The following is an 18,550-nucleotide window of genomic DNA, read 5'->3' as shown; positions in this document are numbered from 1 at the left end:
AGGAAGATAGATTTTTCTGCTCTCTTCAATTTTTTAATAAACGTCTGGTGCATCAAGTTAGGAGGACGCTATGAAAGCACAAGCAATATCATCTTTTGGTGACTCTTCAATCTTTGAAACGATTGAACTCCCCACTCCCCAAATTAAACCCGGCTATGTGCTCATTCGAGTTGTGGCAACTAGCGTAAATCCTGTCGATTGCAAAGTTCGCTCTGGGAAATACAGCCAAATTTCCCCTCCATTTCCTGCCGTTTTACATAGTGATGTAGCAGGTATTGTTGAACAAGTTGGTGAGTACGTTACTGAGTTTGCTGTAGGTGATGAAGTTTATGGATGTGCAGGGGGATTCCTCAATGAAGCGGGTGCTTTAGCTGAATTTATGCTTGCTGATGCCCGATTAATCGCAAAAAAACCTAAAACATTGAGTATGGTTGAAGCCGCTGCATTACCTCTGGTAGTAATCACCGCCTGGGAAGCATTATTTGAAAAAGTTAAAATTAAATCCGGACAAAAGGTATTAATTCATGCCGGTACTGGAGGAGTTGGACATATTGCGATTCAGCTTGCCAAATGGGCTGGCGCTGAAGTATATGCAACGGTATCTTCTCCAGATAAAGCAGATATAGCAAAATCGCTCGGAGCCAAAGAGACAATTAATTATCGGCTTGAATCTGTGCAAGATTATGTTAATCGACTAACTCATGGCAAAGGGTTTGACATCGTATTTGATACAATCGGTGGAGAGAATCTCGATAAATCATTAGCTGCGGTTGCCTTATATGGAAATGTGATCAGCATTCAAGCTGCTTCGAATCATGATCTTTCACCCTTACATAGTAAATCGGCCAGTTTACATGCAGTATTTATGTTATTGCCATTATTACGTAACATTGAACGTGAACGTCATGGCAAAATTCTAAAAGAGATCGCGACATTAGCGGATGAGGGTTCTTTAAAGCCGCTTATCGATCCCCATCTTTTTTATTTCGAGAATATTGATAAAGCCCATGCATTGCTCGAATCAGGAAAAGCAGTAGGAAAAATTGTAGTCCAGGCTTATTGATACCGTAACCCGGGTGTAGCGCAGCGAACCCCGGGAATCCAACTAACTAAACCCGGTTTCCACTCGCTACACCCAAGCTATACCTCTAACTCATGCTTTATAGGCTGAAGCAAATTCTTATTGTGTTCACAGTAGAGAATAGTACTTGCTATTACCGCGGCAGGCATGGTCAAGAAATTTAAAATGGGTATAAAACTGGTCAGATTTATAGAAAAACCCAATCCAAGTGAACACATTTTATTACGAGAAAGTGTTCTGCGAGCTTCTTTGAAACTAATAAGGTTATTATCCATCGCAAAATCCTGGTATTGGATACTGAGTATCCAGGCATTAAAGATAAACCATAAGAAAGGATAAATAGGCTGGATAAAGGGTACAAAAAATAAAATACCTATAATGAAAAACCGGGGCAGAAAATAGCCAAGAAACTGACCTTGACGCTTTATACTGCGAAGTACGACTTGATAAAATGATAAGGAAGGAATTGCACTTCCAAAAAGCACTTTTTGTGTTTTCTCAGCTAATAATCCGTTAAACGGAGCTGCGATTAGATTAAAAAACACGGTAAAAAGAGACAAAAACATTAAGAAAAAACTCAGGATAAAAATGATAAAAAATATGCTGCTAAGAAAACTGAGCCAAGAAGGCAACTTATCAAGATAATGATAAGCATAAGGCAACACATAATGATATATCAGATAAAATAAACCGGCGAACATTATAAAATTAATTGCTAAAGGTAATAGAACAAAACGTCTCAAGCCTCGAGTAGAAAGATTACGAACCCCTCGAACCAAAAAGCTCATACCGTGAAAAAAATCCCACATTTTTATCCTCAATCAAAATCATCTCGATGCAATATAGCATTACCCACTATGTTTTAGAGAAGCGCAAGAGAATGTATATGACTGAAGCCGAGTGAACTTGCAATGTCTTATAAAATATAGTGGGTAATGCGATACAACGAATCCATAAGAACCATTAATCGTATAGCATAAATCATTTTGTCAAAAGCACATATTTTTTAGGGGCTGTTTACATTTCACGCGCTTGGGCTAAAATTACCTGTTTTTTTGAGTATTGAAGCACAACGTGCACGGGTAAAAAACAAACATCCGGATAGTTTGACCAAGTGAGTAGATCGAAACAGATCCTAATAATAGATACAAAATAATAAATAATTACTCATTAATACCTCATTAGATTTTTACAAAGGGACCTAATTATGCCAACGCAAATACCCAAGCTAATAACTCTAGCAGCACAGAAGCTCGAAAAAACAAATCCTCATCTTTTTTTTACTTTTTACAAGAATAAAAAATTGCCTCCTGAACTGGAAAATCAATATATTAATCCTTCAGTACAAAAGCTCGTGAGCCAAGAGGAGCGAATTTATTTAGCAAATGTAAAAGAACGAAAAGAAACGATTAATGAACGATCTTCAAAACTTAACGACAATTGTTGTTATAGAAAATGCTCAACCCTTGCTTCGATGGCACTGGGTTCTGGAGTTCATCTTGGTATTTATTATATTCTTCGCGCAACCGGAACACCTTATTCAACGACTATGACGTTCCTTGCTACAATACCTGCCACGGTAATAGTTACAGGATGTTTCAGTCCCTGTGCCTCTATTTTATTATCAAAACTTATAGCACATTGCAGCACGCCTAAGGTTCCTGATGGAGTAGTTGATTTAACTGAAGTAGTTACTCAGAAGGAAACTGAAATAGCTGCACAGAAAGAATTAGAACAACAAGCGAAAATGAACTGGCGATAAAATGCACAAATCCGATTCATTTTATAGATTGTTAATCACTTTGTAACAACTTTGTTACAAATTCAGATCATCTTGTTATATCCCTGTTACATTCATTATTTAGACTAGGCAGCAGATAACAATTAAAGAGGGGAATATACGAATGATGCTCAAAAAATTATTGCTGTGTGGGATGTTAGGCGCGGCTACTTTATTTTCCACTGCATCCTTTGCTTTTTATCATACTCATGATTATTATCCACGATTTAAAAATTTCCGCCATCACCATCATCATTCAAGATGGAGAAATGCTCATCGCTGGACACCACCAAGAGATTATATTGTAGTGGAAAATGGTGCACCCTACCCTAGATACCATCAACACTATTGATTATAAAAAAACGTTTTCTTAGGAATGGCCAAATTGGCCCATTCTTAAGAATTAAGAGATAAAATTTTCACTTATAGCCCACTCTTTTTGTTCAGCCTCCACAAAGATCTGCTAAACTTTTCCTAATGATTACGTCAATTATTTTGAGAGCAACATGAAGCTGTTCATGGAAATCGGTATTTTTCTCGTGCTCACAGCCATTGCTATTTATTCTTTTGTGGCAGTGTATGTTATGAAAAATGCGGAAAAAGACGAAAAAAGACAGGCCGATGTTATTTTAGTTCTTGGAGCCAAAGCCTATCGCGATAATGCCTACAACCTTTGCCTCGTGGCCCGCGTAAAACATGCTGTTGATTTATATAAAGAGAACTATGCCCCAAAACTTCTTTTTTCAGGCGGTACAGATATGGAAGATGGCGTCAATGAAGCACAAACCATGAAGAAAATTGCTGTATCCTTGGGTGTACCTGCCAAAGACATTCTGCTTGAATCTGCCTCAACCTCCACATTTGAAAATCTTCTTTTTTCTAAAAAGTTATTACAAGCAAAACAATTAAAATCCATTATCTTAGTAACTGAACCTTTTCATGCCCCCAGAGCCATTCTCGTAGCTCAAAAACTGGGACTTGAAGTATTCAGTTCTCCTGCAGTAACGAGTACATGCTGGATAAAGAACAAATATTCGCGTTACTTTTTCAAAGAACCGCTTGCAATAATTTTTTATAAAATAAAAAATAGGTTATGAGCCTATTTGCTCTTCGTGTTGTGTGATTATTGAACGTTATGATCAACAATATGATTTAGTCAGAAACTTAGTAATGAAAAGGGTTACCCTCAAGGTAACCCTTTATGCTTTTTTGAATTAACTTGATTATTTACTTTTAGTACAAGTCTCTGTTCCAAGTTGATTGTCTGATTGCAAAACCCAATTGGATTGTAATGAACCATCTGGTTTGATTTCTATCATTTGAATACCAATTACGTCTGGTTTCCTTGGATCCCAAAATGAAGAAGCAACCACATTAGTTTGATTTGGATGCATAACACCGGTACCGTAAAGAACTGGATCCCCGTTACTATTATCCCATTCTAAAGTATAAGTATCTCCTGTTTTGGATACTGTAAGAGGATAAGCAGCAGTATTATTTGCCCCATCAACACGTTGACATTGATAATCCCCTAAAAAAGTAGAAGCCCCAGCCTTACCTGTCGAAGCATCACTTGACGCAGGGGTACTTGTAGGAGTGCTTGAGTTGCTTGGCGTACTCGAACTACTACTAGGAGTACTCGGAGTAGTTGTGCTCGCATTATCTGTATCTGCATAAGCTGTTAGAGTGGGTAGGGATAATGCAGTAACTAAGTAAATACTTTTCATTACAGTTTTCATAATAAATTCCTTTTCTCACCTTTATGCGAATAAATCTACTATTGGGTTGACTTAGTACATGTTTCAGTACCACCTTTATCCTTGTTACTTTCTGCAAAAACACCATCCAAAGAACCATCAGGCTTCACAGTAAAAATTTGGATTGTTGTTACAGATGGGGACTTGGGTTGCCAAAATATGTAGCCAATCGCATTATTGACATTTTTATTAAAGATGCCTTTACCAATGTAATATGGAAATACGCTTCCAGTAGGAATACCTGAAATTTTATAAACATCACCATTTTTTTTGAACACTACGGTTTCAGTCCCGTCATTGGGCGTTGTAAAAGGATCGTGATACGAACATTTATATGAGCCAGAAATATCAGATGTATCTGCAGAGTAGATACTGGGTGACACTGCTAAAATACCTAACATGGTTGCTAGGGAAAGTTTATTGATGACACGCATAAGAACTCCTTTTCTTAATAACTTAAAAATTATTTTAAGATACCTAAGCTAATAATAAATATATGTTACGCAAAATGGAAAAGCAAATTTCAAATGGAATAATTTTTATATAAAACAATCGTTTTAATTCGATATAAAAGTTAATTAGATAGATAAGAAGTGTAATCTTCCAAATCTAAGGTTTGCTCCTCATCAAGAAAATTATCTACTTTTTTCAAACGCCCTTGATTGATGGCTAAATTTTCAAAAAATCCCAGCCTGACGGGTTTGCCAAGAATTGCTAACTTTCTTTTTTCAGCAGCTTGGCATTTCGTGTCTCCGGAAAGTGACCATACAGAATATTTGTCGCGCGAATCCTCTTCTCGATTTTTCTTATATTCTTCCAAACAAAACAAACGAGTTGCTGAACGAACTATTTTTGCTTCTTGGCTTGTTAGAATTCGTGCTTGCCGATTAACTACGGACGCAAAGCTTAAGCTTGCAGCAAGAGATTTATCTTTTCGAGTTGCAAAATCTAGCTCTAACAAATCAAATGTTTTTTCTATTAAGTTCTCTTCTGCCTCGCTCTGCTCAAGTCTTCTTTGCTGAACAAAGGGATAAAGCCAACGACTTTGGTTCGTAGCACATAAAAAATCAACACGTGAGGGTGGAATTAAATGAGCGACCTTTTGCAAAGCATCAATGAGCTTAATTGAGCGGGTATCTATGAATTCATCATGTTCATTGAAAAACTTGATGCATTCAATTGTATTTTGGGTTAACCAATTAAAAATTGCCAGCTCGGAACGTCGTTCTTCATCTGTTGTATGGGAACGAAAATAAATCAGGGTTGGTATTAAAGAACATTGTTCAACGGTGCAGTATCTATAAATTAAATAAAGAAGTGTTCTTAACAAAAACATTTCATCTTTTATTTTTGCAATCACCTGAGGCTTTTCTGAAATTGTCCCTACCTCCAATCTTAGGAGAGGATAATCCTGCTCATTGACCTCTTTATAACCTAACAGTCGACTAGCGGAAATAATTACCTGCATGAGTTCGGTTATCATCAAGCGATTCCCTGCTAGATGATTAAAATGATTGCATAACTCTTCATATAAAATAGGATGATGGATGTCAGCTTCTAACAAATTTGCTTTAACCAATGACTTTTGGAATAAAAGCCAATGCGTAACGAGCGTACCAGTTTGCCATTGGTCATAAGGAACATTATTAATAACCCATAACCAGAATTGCTTGATGAGTTCTTTAACAGGAAACATCTCATTCGAATCGACATCTTTTTCGTCCTCGAGTAAGGCAATCATCTCAGTCTTTCTTGAGAGTAATTCAACGATGTCTTTAGGAGCTCCTAATAATTCAATATTACTTTTAAGTTCACCAATTCGTATTTTTAACTCACTGACTTTCATTTTTTACTCCATGTCTGATTGAGTGAAGGCTATACGGGGAAAATTTTATGAAATAACACAAGCAAACTTACACTGACAACTGTTTCAAATTATTGACATTTTATCTAAATATATAACAAAAGATTTATTTTAAATCTATAGCAATATGCTGTTTTTTATTACATAAAACAAGCCACTTTAACTCCTAATGAAGTCAATTTTTCACAAATCTACCGCAACAACTGGTAATTATTCTCCATCAACAATTCCTGGAAGTGCATTATTATGGCAATATAATCAGCCTCTACTATTACATAGACTTTATTGTGGCAAGAAGGATACTTATTCAAAATGTTTGATTTTACCGGAAGTTATACTGATCTATATCAACTGACTATGGCACAAGTTTATTTTCTAAAGGGACACAAAAATCATACTGCCATATTTGATTACTTTTTCAGAAAACTTCCTTTTGATTCCGGATATGCAGTCTTTGCAGGGCTAGACGATTTATTAGAGATATTAAAAACCTATCGTTTTAATGAACATGATCTCGATTTTTTACAAAGTAAAGGAATGCATTCAGATTTTCTCAAATATTTAAAAAGCTTTCGCTTTAATGGAACTGTTTATGCTTCGTCTGAGGGAGATTTGGTTTTCCCTAATTGTCCAATTTTGACCATCGAAGCCAACATGATTGAAGCACAATTGATTGAAACAATACTACTGAATGTATTGAATTTTCAAACACTTATTGCAACAAAAGCAAGTCGCATACGAAACGCTGCAGGTGATTGTACATTAGTTGATTTTGGTTTACGTAGAGCCCAAGGACCTGGGGGGTATTACGCGAGTCGTGCTGCAATTATCGGAGGATTTAATGCGACCAGCAATGTATGTGCAGGACGTGATTATGGGATCCCAGTTTCTGGAACTATGGCCCATTCATTTATCCAAAGTTATGACGATGAATTAGCTGCATTTCGTGATTTTGCTGAGATATGGCCTGAGAATTGCACCCTTCTCGTGGATACGTACAGCACGCTGGACAGTGGCGTACCTAATGCTATTCGCATAGGCAAAGAGATGGAGCAACGTGGTCAACGATTGCAAGCCATTCGTTTAGACAGCGGTGATTTGGTTGAGTTAGCAAAACGATCCCGTCAACTGCTCGATGAGGCAGGATTGCATTATGTTAAAATTGTAGTCTCCAATCAACTCGATGAGACCAGGATAAAAACGCTCCGGACACAAAAAGCCCCTATCGACATTTTTGGTGTAGGCACAAATTTAGTTATTGGCGCCCCCGATGCCGCCTTGGATGGAGTATATAAACTGGCTTTTGCTGATGAAAAACCGAGACTTAAACTTTCTGAATCAATGAGTAAAATTACGTTACCTTATAAAAAACAGGTTTTCAGGCTATTAAATCAAAACACATTTCTAGGTGTTGATGTTATTGGTTTTATGGATGAGACCGATTTTGATGGAGTTTATGCGCCCTTTGCATCTGAAAAATTAATGTCTGTTGTTTCTGAGCAGCAAGAGCCTTTGCTGCAAAAAGTCATGGAAAACGGCAAACAGTTAATACCCTCGAAAACACCGCAACAAATTGCAGAATTTAGCAGGATGCGCTTGAGTCAACTACCCGAAGAATACAAGCGACTTGATAAACCAAATACCTATCAGGTTGGATTAAGCAAACAGCTTAAGATAAAACGCGATGTGTTAATTAACAATATAAAAAATAAACCGAGCAAATGAAAACCTTAATTGTTATTGATGTACAAAATGATTTTATGCCGGGTGGCTCCCTGGCAGTACCCCACGCCGATTCTATTGTTCCAATCATTAATCAAATACTTCCCAAGTTTGAATTGATTGTTGCTACTCAGGATTGGCATCCTTCAGAACATAAGAGTTTTGCCTCCAATTATCCTGGAAAAAAACCGTTTGAAAAAATTATGCGGCATGGAGTAGAGCACGTATTATGGCCTGATCATTGTGTCCAGGGAACCTTGGGCGCAGAATTTTATCCCCAGCTTGAAACAAGGCCAGTAGCAGCTATTTTTCGTAAGGCCATGGATCCTGAAATCGACACTTATAGTGCCTTTTATGATAGCGGCCATAAAAAAAACATCGGCTTGGCGGGTTATCTTAATGCCCAAGGAGCTAAAGAACTTTATTTCTGTGGATTATGCGCCGATATTTGTGTGTATTTCACTATAAAAGATGCATTGGAAGAAGGATTCAAATGCTATTTGATTGAAGATGGTACCCTACCTTTGAACGAAGAGGCTTTTAAAAAAATCAAACTGGAACTTCTAGGGCAAGGCGTCAAATTCGTACGTAGCAGTGACATTGAGTCGTGAAGGGCTTGCTGTTAAACCCTCACCCCTGCCCCTCTCCCTAAAAGGGAGAGGGGGTATATCTACACTTGCGAAGAAACTTGACCAGAAACCAACTGTATCGCTGACTTTATCGCTGCAGAGACCCGCTCTCCTGGCAACACAATTCCTACCAAATTAAGGGGATCTACAGAGGAAATAATTTGTGGTACCTCATCAAGCTCCTCATTTCGCATAGCCCGTAAGGAGTCCACAGCATAAGGTAATGCAAATTGTTCGCCTAAGAATCCGTCAACAAAACGCCCCCCGCGCACCTCACCACGTAATTCGAGACGTCGCAAAAAAATCAATAGATCACGCCAGCGAGGAATATTTTTCTCACGCACGAGCAAATCACGAAATACTACGCCATAGCGCTTCAACAGCATCCAACATGCAGCTTCAACACGTTTTTCATAATCAGCTTGTGCGTGAACATGCAACAAAGACCAACGTCCTGTACTAAGTGGGAATAATGGTCTGCGACGATGTCTACTGCTGCTTTTACGTTTTGTACTAATCAAAGTACGCACATTATCAAAGCTATCTGCGGTGACCATACCTGCTGCAACCAACTCCCATAAACCGTTTTCTACTTCAACTTTTAAATTTCCCGTGCCACGGACAATATCTGCATAAAAGGAGGCACCGTATTTTTGTAAGAATTGATAAATATTACGTGCAGGATGACTCAAGCTATCCACCTCTTCGATATTATCCACAAGTTCATGAGGAGGAATCCAATCGGCTTCTTCTCGGACAAAAAATGTAATCGGTGCATTTCGAGTTGGTGCTATACGCCTTGATTTTGTTCTTTCCTCTTCACTAACCACTATAGAAGGATGAGGAGACATCCGTCCCCATCCCACAAGACCACTCATACACAACTTATCAAGCATTAACAGATCATAATCATGCACGCGTGCAGGAAAAATCTCGGATTCCCAGGCATTTGCAGCGAGTTCAAAACCCTGTAGTTGTTTAATAACCTCCAACAACCCAGCCTCACCGCGCATTTGATTTCCTTTTGCCACATGTTGCCATTTAAGTAACCAAGCCATAAATTGCGCCCGAGTAACGGGTTTTATCTGTTTACGCAAGGATTCTGTAGTATAACGATGGATACGTGCGAGTAAACGACGCTCACACCACTCGATTTCTCCGACATGCTCTGCACGAAAATTCCCGCGTAATATATACCCACTGGCTTCCAGTTTGAGTAAAGCATGCTCCACATCCAAAGAGGAAAGCTGCAAACACTCACTGAGTATATTTTGGGTAATTGGACCTGTATGTAAAAGCCAACCACGTAACGCATTCAGAATACTCTCATCTTGTGAGCTGGGTTTATTCTCAATATCAGCAATTTCGTTAGCAAAAGTTGCTTGTGGGAAAATGCAATGAAAAGTTTTCTTCTTTTCAGCCGGCACATAATAGTTTTTTCCTGCAACTGAAGCTAAAACAGCCCTTCCCTCTTGCTGTAACTCAATAAAATAATGTTCCCATGTAGGCAAAGTAGATTGATACTCAGACAATTGTATTGTTTCAGGAAAAACAATTACCGTCTGTAAGACATCATGTAATTCATCTGCAGAACGAATATCGGGCCAAGCTTGTTCTTGTACTTCAGAAATTGCTTTAGGATCCAGTTTACCCACCTCCTCCAAAAGTGCTTCGGGAAGTACTCGACGCATTTCGACTGCTCGTGAGCGTCGCTCTTCTAAAGGTGCATCATCTAAAAAAGCGTAGGGATTAGCATTTAAAATTTCATGGGAAAATACCGAGGGAACTGGAGTATCCACTGCAAGATACGTAATACGCTTGGACTCAATTGCCTGGATAACCTCAGCAAATCCATCAATATCTAAAGCTTCCTTTAGAATATCTTTCATGGTCTCTTCAATCAGTGGATGCTGGGGCAAGATGACATCACGTCCACCCAAATTATCCTGACATGCCGCCGCATCTGGAAAAACAGCAGCCAATAAATCTTCTGCCAACATCCGTTGAATATTTGGAGGAGTTTTTTTACCGCCCCGAAAACGTAATAGAGATAATGAACGTGAGGCCACTGCACGAAATCGCACACCTAATAAAGGAGATTGCAATACTGCTTGAGTGACTACTTCTTTTAACGTGTTGGTATGCAAAAAATGGAACACATCAGCTAAAGGAAAACTATGTTGTTCTGCCAAAGAAATATTTAACCCATTATCAGTTGCAGCAGCCTGTAATTCAAAATTAAATGATCGACAAAATTTCTTACGTAGAGCCAATCCCCAAGCTTTATTGATACGCGCACCAAAAGGTGCATGAATAATCAGTTGCATACCGCCACTTTCATCAAAAAATCGCTCTGCAATCACTGTTTTTTGGGTCGGGACAGCCCCCAAAATTTGTCGACCTAATCGAACATATTCCAGTAATTGCTCTGCAGCCGAACTATCCAGTCCACAATGACTTATTAACCATTGGATCGCGGTTTTAATTTCAGGATAATGTTTTATATCAACAAGTTGAGGGCATTTTTCTGGTAACAATTCACTTATTTTTTCGCGCATCTGCGAAACCTGTAGTGATAACTCGATGCTGCGTGCCGGTGCTTCTCCTAGCCAAAAAGGTACACTTGGTGGAGCACCATGTGCATCTTCCACAAGTACGCGTCCATTTTCAATGCGGAGTACTTTCCACGAGTTAGTCCCTAATAAAAAAATGTCACCACGATTGCTTTCTACGGCAAAATCTTCATCCAACGTCCCTACCATGGCATTATCAGGCATCGCAATAACAGTAAATAACCCATTATCTGGAATAGCTCCGCCACTTGTAATCGCTGCAAGGCGGCTGCCTCGCCGGGCTTTAATCACATGATTCACCTGATCTCTATGAATATATGCACCATAGCGTCCTCGCGAGCCAGCGATTCCTTCTGATAACATCATAAGAATTTCATCAAACTTTTCCCAAGTTAAATGATGATATGGATAAGCATTTTTAAAATAATTAAAGAGCGATTTTTCTTCCCAATCCTGAGTAGCACATGCGGCCACAATTTGTTGTGCCAAGATATCAAGCGGCTCTTGGGGAATAATGAGTTGATCCAAATCTCCTTGCCGTATTGCATAGACTAATGCTGCACATTCTAATAATTCATCGCGCGTGGTTGCAAAAATACGTCCCTTAGAAATCGCGGCATGCCAGTGCCCCGCCCTCCCAATGCGCTGTAATGCGGTGGCAATAGCACGTGGTGAACCTATTTGGCATACCAGATCAATACTTCCAATATCGATACCCAACTCCAAAGAGGCTGTAGCAACTAATACTTGGAGCGTTCCATTTTTTAATTTTGTTTCTGCCTCGAGTCTTAATTTTCGCGATAAACTACCATGATGCGCTAAAACTTTATGCTCCCCTAAACGTTGCTCTAAATGATGAGCAACCCGTTCTGCCAATTTTCGAGTATTGACAAATACCAACGTAGAACGATGCTCTCGGGCGTAAGCAGCAATTTTTTCATAAATTTCATCCCACATCTCATTGGAAGCAACAGCGGCTAACTCACTGTCTGGCACCACAACGTGTAAATCCAATTGGCGCGCATGGCCTATGTTTACAAGCTTCGCTCTAGTTTTCTTAGCACCCGTTAAAAAATGGGCCACTTTTTCCAAGGGTTTTTGGGTCGCCGATAATCCAATACGAATAAATGGTTTTAAAGCGAGCGCCTCCAAACGTTCAAGAGATAAAGCGAGGTGCGTACCTCGTTTGTTGTTGGCCAAAGCATGAATTTCATCAACAATTACCGTATGAATACTTGCCAAATTGATACGACTTTTTTCAGCAGTTAATAAAATATAAAAAGATTCAGGAGTAGTTATAAGAATATGCGGTGGTTGCTTAAGCATTTTTTGGCGCTCACTGCTGGGGGTATCCCCAGTTCTCACTGCAACCCGAATTTCCTGCATATGCATTCCTCGTTCCCTGGCTAATTCAGTAATTTCTTCGAGCGGTACGAGTAAGTTTTTTTGTACATCGTTACTGAGTGCCTTGAGGGGTGAAACATACAAGACCTCAGTCATATCCTGTAAATTTCCGGATACAGCTTGACGCACCAAACCATCCAAGCATGCTAAAAATGCAGCCAGAGTTTTTCCCGAGCCTGTTGGTGAGGAAATCAGCGTATCGTTCCCCGCCAAAATAAATGGCCATCCTTGCTTCTGTGGCTCAGTAGGTTTTCCTACGTTCTGAATAAACCAATCCTGAACGAGCGGATGGGCCCAAGCAAGGCTCTGATAGTTTGGTGAATTCATAAGAATAATGGTAAATGAGCAAATTCAATACATAGTATAGGCGATATTACTAGAATATAGGATCGCTCATACCTTACTTTTTATCGATTATGTATTACTCAGCATCTATCAGAATTTGCTCAATTTCTTTATTTTTAAATACTGCATGTTGATGCAAGCCTGTCGCAATTACAGCGGGTGCCAACTCTTTCATAGTCTTAATTGCGTCTTCTTTTTGTATTTCTGTACTATTGTGTTGTTCAAGAATCTCTGCATTTGCTAAAAAAGCAGCAATAGTACCTTTTCTTACAATTGTGCCGTTGATGGATGTGTTATCCACTCCATCGGGTAATATATCTTGCGGGCGAATTGAATTATGATTTGACACCTTTTCCTCCTTATTTTTAATGACAAAACTTTCTTGTTATCAGAAACTTAAGGTAAATGCAGTTTCCTCCTCTAATTGAGCGTCGTCCCCCCTGCTTTCCCTTAACTCTTGCATTACGTTCATTTGATTGTCTGCCCATAATGACGATGCAGCATGAATTTCTTTGTGCTCAGAAATAATATTCTCAACATTTTTTTTTGTTTGTTGCACTATATCAAGGGTAGAATCTTTACCCGCCTTCTCTATTACTTCTGTTCCTGCATTTAACGTTTCTTGAGTTCTTTTAAAATTAATCCCCTGTCGCATATACATTTTTAGCATTAAAATCACCCTATTTATTAAATAACAACTGAATTTGGTATTGTTTGATCACAATTAAAACGCAGTGTTTTTATTATTTCAAGGTAAAGAATGATTATTATTGTTTGTGGTACTTCATCCTCAGGGAAATCGACTCTTTGTCTAGAGTTGCAAAGCCGACTTGATGAAGGCTGGCTCAGTTTTAGTACTGATGGGTATTTGGGTATGCTCGGAGATAAATTTGAGGGATTGCATCCTGATAATCCTGAGGTATGTGTCCCTAATGATATTTGTTATGCACGAAAACATACTGATGGAACTTATGAAATTATGCCGGGAGGGCTCTGTTCAAAACTCTATTTAACGATACCTAATGTCTTGAAACTCCTGGCTGAACAAGGATTTAATATTATTGTTGACTCATTTATTACTACCATGGATGAGTTTAATAGCTACAAAAAAACATTAGAACCCTATGGAATTTTATTTGTTTATCTTTATGCCTCCGAAACAGTAATCGCGCAAAGAGAGGAGGCGCGAGGCGACCGATTAAAAGGCTCTGCTCTTCATTGGTTAAAACGATTCGATTTTCAGGATCACTGTGAATTATGTATTAATACTGAACAAATGAATATTCATCAGATTTGTAGTGAGGTTTTTCAAGCTATAGAAACTTGTCTTACGCGGGCTAATACTTAACGATTTTATTACGATTTTTTTACACACATTGCTCTATAAACCTGCGCATGCAAAATATAGAATCAGCTCCTCACGTTCAAAGATGTTTTTATGAGCACTATGAAGAACTATGAAGAACGACGTATCCATATTCCAGGTTTTACTCTTGCCCTAAAAATTTGGCACCCTGAAAAACCGGACCCTATTTTATGTTTGCATGGAAAACTGGATAACGCAGCAAGTTTTGATTTATTAGCTCCGTTAATACCTGATCGACAACTTGTAGCTGTTGATTATCCGGGTACTGGATTTTCAAGTCATTACCCACCAGGAGTCTTACCGCATTGGAAAAATGACGCACTACTTATGTTGCATTTAATCAAAGAACTCAAATGGGAGCATTTTGATATCATTGCGCACTCATTGGGCTCGTTACTGGCAACAACCATAGCAATCATGCAACCGCAACAGGTTAGATCTTTGATTTTTCTAGATATTTTAGGACCAAAAATTAATTTTATAGAACAAGCAAAAGTCAATTTACAACGCGATGCAGCAACTTATTTATCCTATAATCCGCAGCAAAGAACCATGTTTAATGATCGCGTTTCCGCCATTCAGGATCGTATGAAAATTGGTCCGATCAGCTATCAAGCAGCCGAAGCATTGGTATCTCGAGGTGTTGTACAAAGTAAAGAAGGTTGGCATTGGACTTTTGATAAACGTTTACATTGTGTTGGGTCTACGCTTCCTTTTGAAGATGAACTAAGGGCGATGTTTGCAGCAATTGAAACACCTGTATGCCTTATACGGGCAAAACAAGGACTGCTCTATCCAAATGAAATTTTTCAAGAACGTATGAAAACAATAAAAAATTGTGGTCTTTATGAGATTGACGGAGGACATCATGTCCACATGGAAGATCCAATATTAGTGGCAAAAATCATCTCTGATTTTTTATATGATAAGCACTGTTTTTAGCCAGTTAGATGCTATTTTTTCCATGACTATTAATTTGTGATCTAGTTGTGCTAAAATGCCGCGGGCTTCTCTTCTGTTAGAGAAAATTTGATTTTTTTATAATGAAAGTAAGGGGTGGTAAAATGGCGGGATTTTTTGGTTGGACTTGGGGTGAAAAGAAATTTGATCAAGTTACAAATGCACTCAAATCATTTGATAAGCCCGATATTTATGGAACGATTGGGAAGCTAATGATCGAAATCAAACAAGAAAAAGGAAAATCAAAGCACTCTCACGATATTAGAGAGGCATTAGTGCAACTGGAAGCTAAATTAGATGAAGCAAGAGAGAAATTTGACAATGAGACCAATAAAAAAATGACTGTCTTGCAATTTGGGTTGGTCTGTCGAAATTTTGCCGAAGAATGTCGCTCTGCTTTGTATAAGTACGAACCAACATTAATGGCAGCGCCTGGTTGGGGAAATAAGTTCAAAGCATACTTCAAAGCATTTTTAGAAGAATATTTCGGGTTGGTCACCGATTTTGAAGTTACGAAAAGTACACTTGGGCTCGAGAAGAACTTTAGAGATCCATTTAACAAAGCAAAAACTGATCTTATGCCCCCGCAGGATGATTGTGAAGATCCATGTAGCTGCATGCCTGGATTCTAAGTTACCTATTTTCGTGTGACCTGGCTGTTATACAGTCCGATTCTTACTTGTAGCCTGGGGGGCAGCAAAACGTAACCCAGGCTACAAATTCATAACCTCAAAATTCATTTTCAATGAATAAATTTCACCATCCTTATTTTTAATTCTTATCCTCACCAATCAATGCTACTATTGTGATCTCAAATCAAAGAATGTGTATTATGTTCCGCGAGATACCTAAAATAATTTATAGTTTTCTGCTCGGCCATCCCATTTTTCAGGAGCTAGTTTATGAGCCGCATGATTCTGTTTACATCTGGTTTAATAATTATATGGATAGTTGGTTATTTTTTGGTAATAGGAAGCCATGTATTGATTCCTTTTGTGATTGCAGTGTTCATTTGGTATCTTCTTAATACGATAAGTAACATCATTCAACGAATACCCGCGATACCTAATTGGCTAAGTATGATCTGTGCCTTTGCAATACTTGGGGTGTCCTTTTTAATTTTTATCAATATTATTACCAATAATGTCACTAATGTCATAACAGCATCCAATCGCTATCAAGAAAACCTATTAACAATTTTTAACAATATTGATCAAAAATTTCACATTCAAATATTAGCAAGTATGAATAGCATGATCAAAAGTCTAAATTTTCAAACGATTTTTACGAGTGTCTATGGAGTATTCTCAACCCTTGCCAGCTCTACAGTACTCATTTTATTGTATGTTGCCTTTTTATTTGTCGAACAACATTTCTTTCTCAAAAAAATTGATGCGCTGTTTCCCTCTTTGGAAAGTCGTCTTTTAGTAAACAATATCATCAGCCATATCGCGAATAACACACAGACCTATCTGGGAATTAAATCTATTTTGAGCATTATTACTGCACTTTCAAGCTGGATAATCATGAAATGGGTAAGATTAGATTTTGCAGAATTTTGGGCACTCCTTATCTTTTTTCTCAATTTTATTCCCAATATTGGTGCCATTATTGCTATTGCCTTTCCAGCCTCTCTGGCTCTAGTTCAATTCGCTAGTTGGCTTCCTTTTACTGAAATCATTCTGGCTTTAGGAACCATCCAATTTATTGTAGGAAATTTGATTGAACCACGTTTCTTAAGTAATTCATTGAATTTAAGCCCATTAATTATCTTAATTGCATTAGCCGTTTGGGGCGCGATATGGGGCATATTAGGCATGTTTCTCTCAGTACCCATCACCGTCATGATGATGATTATCTTTGCCCACTTTGAAAAGACCAGACCTATAGCGATTCTTTTATCCCAAGACGGAGATATCTTCAAAACTTATGAACTATTGCCTATAGATAACTCACCCGAACAAGATTGGGTTCAATATTAGAGCAGTACTCTAAAAAACGGGTCTATACTTTTAAGTATCTTGAATTAAAAGGGACTTAAAATGGATTTTATTAAAAAGACCATTGAACTGGCCAAAGAGAATGTAAAACAAGGCGGCAGACCTTTTGCTTGTTTAATTGTAGAAAACGGTAAAATCATTGCTGAAGGAACCAATCTGGTTGCCCAAACAAACGACCCTACCGCACATGCAGAAATTGTAGCGATAAGAAAAGCTACCGCAAAACTGCATACCGAACACCTTCATAACTGTGAGTTTTATATTTTAGCCCATCCATGCCCTATGTGTTTGGCTGCGATGTATTATTGCAGTCCGCTAAAAGTAACATTTATTACTTTAAGGGATGATTATAAAAAATATTATATTGATGATCGCAAATATTTTACCTTAGACAATTTTTATGATGAATTTGCTAAGCCTTGGCAAGAAAGAAGTTTACCAATGACCTATCATGCCCATCCTGAAGGAATCAAAGTATATGAGCTTTGGCAAGAACTCAATCAAAAGAAGAACAACGAGTCATAAGATTCAGAGATTCGTGGCCAGGCACGGCGATTGCGTTGTACTGTCTTGCCTATATCCTGCGGCTTGTCCGCAGGACCCAGGTCGATCTCTAGATCCCGCGGACAAACCTAGGGACGTAGGATCCAATCAGACTAACTAAAAATCATTTACTTTGTTTCCCAGAATGCAATATGAGCCCCTGTAGGATCTTTAATAATCGCAAAAAGCCCCATATCTCCAACATGGGTAACTTCTTTAATTTCTTGAGCTCCGTTTTGTTTTGCTTTTGCTAGAGTATCGGCAACATTATTCACCAAAATATAAGCCATCCAATGGGGTGGAATTTCATTTTGTTGATTTTTAGGAATTTGCCATATGCCTGCAAATTCTTTATCGTTGGCTTGAATCAGAGTGTATGTCATTTCACCAGAATGTATTTCTTTAAATTGCCACCCCAGTACTTTGCTATAAAACTCTTTCGCTTTGTTCACATCCGCAGTAGCTAATTCATTCCAACAGAATTGACCCATAGAATTTTGTGACATAATCATTTCCTTATTTTATT

At 38.3% G+C, this 18,550-nt stretch carries 19 protein-coding genes; 11 read left to right on the top strand and 8 right to left on the bottom strand.

Features of this window, described 5'->3' with window-relative positions; all coding sequences use genetic code 11:
* Window positions 1-70: 70 nt before the first annotated feature.
* Window positions 71-1,063: a zinc-dependent alcohol dehydrogenase family protein gene (locus ACWTEW_RS04285; protein ID WP_454780526.1), complete on the top strand. Its 993-nt coding sequence runs from the start codon at window positions 71-73 to the stop codon at window positions 1,061-1,063.
* A gap of 77 nt (window positions 1,064-1,140) precedes the next feature.
* On the opposite strand, the gene cysZ is transcribed toward ACWTEW_RS04285, so the two are convergent.
* A complete protein-coding gene (gene cysZ / locus ACWTEW_RS04280; RefSeq protein ID WP_454780525.1) occupies window positions 1,141-1,890 on the bottom strand; it encodes a sulfate transporter CysZ in 750 nt (249 codons plus the stop codon).
* A gap of 398 nt (window positions 1,891-2,288) precedes the next feature.
* Here cysZ and ACWTEW_RS04275 point away from each other — a divergent pair, with 398 nt between their 5' ends.
* The 3 genes from ACWTEW_RS04275 to ACWTEW_RS04265 all read left to right on the top strand — a co-directional run bounded on the left by ACWTEW_RS04275 (window position 2,289) and on the right by ACWTEW_RS04265 (window position 3,958).
* Window positions 2,289-2,843, top strand: coding sequence for a hypothetical protein (locus tag ACWTEW_RS04275; RefSeq protein WP_454780524.1), 555 nt, complete (start codon window positions 2,289-2,291; stop codon window positions 2,841-2,843).
* 142 nt (window positions 2,844-2,985) lie between these two features.
* Window positions 2,986-3,213: a hypothetical protein gene (locus ACWTEW_RS04270; protein WP_454780523.1), complete on the top strand. Its 228-nt coding sequence runs from the start codon at window positions 2,986-2,988 to the stop codon at window positions 3,211-3,213.
* Between the two features lie 154 nt (window positions 3,214-3,367).
* Window positions 3,368-3,958: a YdcF family protein gene (locus tag ACWTEW_RS04265; RefSeq protein WP_454780522.1), complete on the top strand. Its 591-nt coding sequence runs from the start codon at window positions 3,368-3,370 to the stop codon at window positions 3,956-3,958.
* 126 nt (window positions 3,959-4,084) lie between these two features.
* On the opposite strand, the gene ACWTEW_RS04260 is transcribed toward ACWTEW_RS04265, so the two are convergent.
* From ACWTEW_RS04260 to ACWTEW_RS04250, 3 genes are all read right to left on the bottom strand, one after another.
* Window positions 4,085-4,600, bottom strand: coding sequence for a hypothetical protein (locus ACWTEW_RS04260; protein WP_454780521.1), 516 nt, complete (start codon window positions 4,598-4,600; stop codon window positions 4,085-4,087).
* Window positions 4,601-4,638: 38 nt separating this feature from the next.
* Window positions 4,639-5,052: a hypothetical protein gene (locus ACWTEW_RS04255; protein WP_454780520.1), complete on the bottom strand. Its 414-nt coding sequence runs from the start codon at window positions 5,050-5,052 to the stop codon at window positions 4,639-4,641.
* Window positions 5,053-5,192: 140 nt separating this feature from the next.
* Entirely contained in the window at window positions 5,193-6,464 is a 1,272-nt protein-coding gene (locus ACWTEW_RS04250) for a hypothetical protein (protein ID WP_454780519.1), read from the bottom strand.
* Window positions 6,465-6,794: 330 nt separating this feature from the next.
* Between ACWTEW_RS04250 and ACWTEW_RS04245 the strand changes: the two genes are divergently transcribed.
* Together ACWTEW_RS04245 and pncA are read left to right on the top strand one after the other, a co-directional pair.
* The gene (locus tag ACWTEW_RS04245) at window positions 6,795-8,207 is read left to right on the top strand and encodes a nicotinate phosphoribosyltransferase (protein WP_454780518.1); all 1,413 of its coding nucleotides are present in this window, start codon (window positions 6,795-6,797) and stop codon (window positions 8,205-8,207) included.
* Window positions 8,204-8,815, top strand: coding sequence for a bifunctional nicotinamidase/pyrazinamidase (pncA, locus tag ACWTEW_RS04240; protein ID WP_454780517.1), 612 nt, complete (start codon window positions 8,204-8,206; stop codon window positions 8,813-8,815). The genes ACWTEW_RS04245 and pncA overlap by 4 nt, the downstream gene beginning before the upstream one ends.
* A 59-nt stretch (window positions 8,816-8,874) precedes the next feature.
* Here pncA and ACWTEW_RS04235 read toward each other — a convergent pair whose 3' ends face one another.
* From ACWTEW_RS04235 to ACWTEW_RS04225, 3 genes are all read right to left on the bottom strand, one after another.
* A complete protein-coding gene (locus ACWTEW_RS04235; RefSeq protein ID WP_454780516.1) occupies window positions 8,875-13,137 on the bottom strand; it encodes a DEAD/DEAH box helicase in 4,263 nt (1,420 codons plus the stop codon).
* Between the two features lie 94 nt (window positions 13,138-13,231).
* Window positions 13,232-13,504 carry a hypothetical protein gene (locus ACWTEW_RS04230; protein WP_454780515.1) on the bottom strand — a complete coding sequence of 91 codons (273 nt, stop codon included), beginning with the start codon at window positions 13,502-13,504 and terminating at the stop codon, window positions 13,232-13,234.
* 39 nt (window positions 13,505-13,543) lie between these two features.
* Entirely contained in the window at window positions 13,544-13,825 is a 282-nt protein-coding gene (locus ACWTEW_RS04225) for a hypothetical protein (RefSeq protein ID WP_454780514.1), read from the bottom strand.
* Window positions 13,826-13,915: 90 nt separating this feature from the next.
* Here ACWTEW_RS04225 and ACWTEW_RS04220 point away from each other — a divergent pair, with 90 nt between their 5' ends.
* From ACWTEW_RS04220 to ACWTEW_RS04200, 5 genes are all read left to right on the top strand, one after another.
* Window positions 13,916-14,503 (top strand): phosphotransferase-like protein, encoded by a 588-nt coding sequence (locus ACWTEW_RS04220; RefSeq protein WP_454780513.1) that lies wholly within the window; start codon window positions 13,916-13,918, stop codon window positions 14,501-14,503.
* Window positions 14,504-14,593: 90 nt separating this feature from the next.
* Window positions 14,594-15,463 carry an alpha/beta fold hydrolase gene (locus ACWTEW_RS04215; protein WP_454780512.1) on the top strand — a complete coding sequence of 290 codons (870 nt, stop codon included), beginning with the start codon at window positions 14,594-14,596 and terminating at the stop codon, window positions 15,461-15,463.
* Between the two features lie 122 nt (window positions 15,464-15,585).
* Window positions 15,586-16,113 (top strand): hypothetical protein, encoded by a 528-nt coding sequence (locus tag ACWTEW_RS04210; protein ID WP_454780511.1) that lies wholly within the window; start codon window positions 15,586-15,588, stop codon window positions 16,111-16,113.
* A gap of 270 nt (window positions 16,114-16,383) precedes the next feature.
* Entirely contained in the window at window positions 16,384-17,463 is a 1,080-nt protein-coding gene (locus ACWTEW_RS04205; protein WP_454780510.1) for an AI-2E family transporter, read from the top strand.
* A gap of 60 nt (window positions 17,464-17,523) precedes the next feature.
* Window positions 17,524-18,006 (top strand): nucleoside deaminase, encoded by a 483-nt coding sequence (locus tag ACWTEW_RS04200; RefSeq protein WP_454780509.1) that lies wholly within the window; start codon window positions 17,524-17,526, stop codon window positions 18,004-18,006.
* A gap of 146 nt (window positions 18,007-18,152) precedes the next feature.
* On the opposite strand, the gene ACWTEW_RS04195 is transcribed toward ACWTEW_RS04200, so the two are convergent.
* Window positions 18,153-18,530, bottom strand: coding sequence for a VOC family protein (locus tag ACWTEW_RS04195; protein WP_454780508.1), 378 nt, complete (start codon window positions 18,528-18,530; stop codon window positions 18,153-18,155).
* Window positions 18,531-18,550 lie beyond the last annotated feature (20 nt).

Source organism: Legionella stuttgartensis (genome assembly GCF_977063405.2).
This window is presented reverse-complemented; position numbering and strand designations above follow the sequence as displayed.

Bases quoted from the DNA above. Each gene is read 5' to 3' on its own strand.
- ACWTEW_RS04255 (WP_454780520.1), bottom strand. From the start codon at position 5,052: ATGCGTGTCATCAATAAACTTTCCCTAGCAACCATGTTAGGTATTTTA.
- ACWTEW_RS04200 (WP_454780509.1), top strand. From the start codon at position 17,524: ATGGATTTTATTAAAAAGACCATTGAACTGGCCAAAGAGAATGTAAAA.
- ACWTEW_RS04195 (WP_454780508.1), bottom strand. From the start codon at position 18,530: ATGTCACAAAATTCTATGGGTCAATTCTGTTGGAATGAATTAGCTACT.
- ACWTEW_RS04215 (WP_454780512.1), top strand. From the start codon at position 14,594: ATGAGCACTATGAAGAACTATGAAGAACGACGTATCCATATTCCAGGT.
- ACWTEW_RS04205 (WP_454780510.1), top strand. From the start codon at position 16,384: ATGAGCCGCATGATTCTGTTTACATCTGGTTTAATAATTATATGGATA.
- ACWTEW_RS04225 (WP_454780514.1), bottom strand. From the start codon at position 13,825: ATGCTAAAAATGTATATGCGACAGGGGATTAATTTTAAAAGAACTCAA.
- ACWTEW_RS04260 (WP_454780521.1), bottom strand. From the start codon at position 4,600: ATGAAAACTGTAATGAAAAGTATTTACTTAGTTACTGCATTATCCCTA.
- ACWTEW_RS04220 (WP_454780513.1), top strand. From the start codon at position 13,916: ATGATTATTATTGTTTGTGGTACTTCATCCTCAGGGAAATCGACTCTT.
- ACWTEW_RS04270 (WP_454780523.1), top strand. From the start codon at position 2,986: ATGATGCTCAAAAAATTATTGCTGTGTGGGATGTTAGGCGCGGCTACT.
- pncA (WP_454780517.1), top strand. From the start codon at position 8,204: ATGAAAACCTTAATTGTTATTGATGTACAAAATGATTTTATGCCGGGT.
- ACWTEW_RS04245 (WP_454780518.1), top strand. From the start codon at position 6,795: ATGTTTGATTTTACCGGAAGTTATACTGATCTATATCAACTGACTATG.
- ACWTEW_RS04275 (WP_454780524.1), top strand. From the start codon at position 2,289: ATGCCAACGCAAATACCCAAGCTAATAACTCTAGCAGCACAGAAGCTC.
- ACWTEW_RS04210 (WP_454780511.1), top strand. From the start codon at position 15,586: ATGGCGGGATTTTTTGGTTGGACTTGGGGTGAAAAGAAATTTGATCAA.
- ACWTEW_RS04285 (WP_454780526.1), top strand. From the start codon at position 71: ATGAAAGCACAAGCAATATCATCTTTTGGTGACTCTTCAATCTTTGAA.
- ACWTEW_RS04235 (WP_454780516.1), bottom strand. From the start codon at position 13,137: ATGAATTCACCAAACTATCAGAGCCTTGCTTGGGCCCATCCGCTCGTT.
- cysZ (WP_454780525.1), bottom strand. From the start codon at position 1,890: ATGTGGGATTTTTTTCACGGTATGAGCTTTTTGGTTCGAGGGGTTCGT.
- ACWTEW_RS04250 (WP_454780519.1), bottom strand. From the start codon at position 6,464: ATGAAAGTCAGTGAGTTAAAAATACGAATTGGTGAACTTAAAAGTAAT.
- ACWTEW_RS04265 (WP_454780522.1), top strand. From the start codon at position 3,368: ATGAAGCTGTTCATGGAAATCGGTATTTTTCTCGTGCTCACAGCCATT.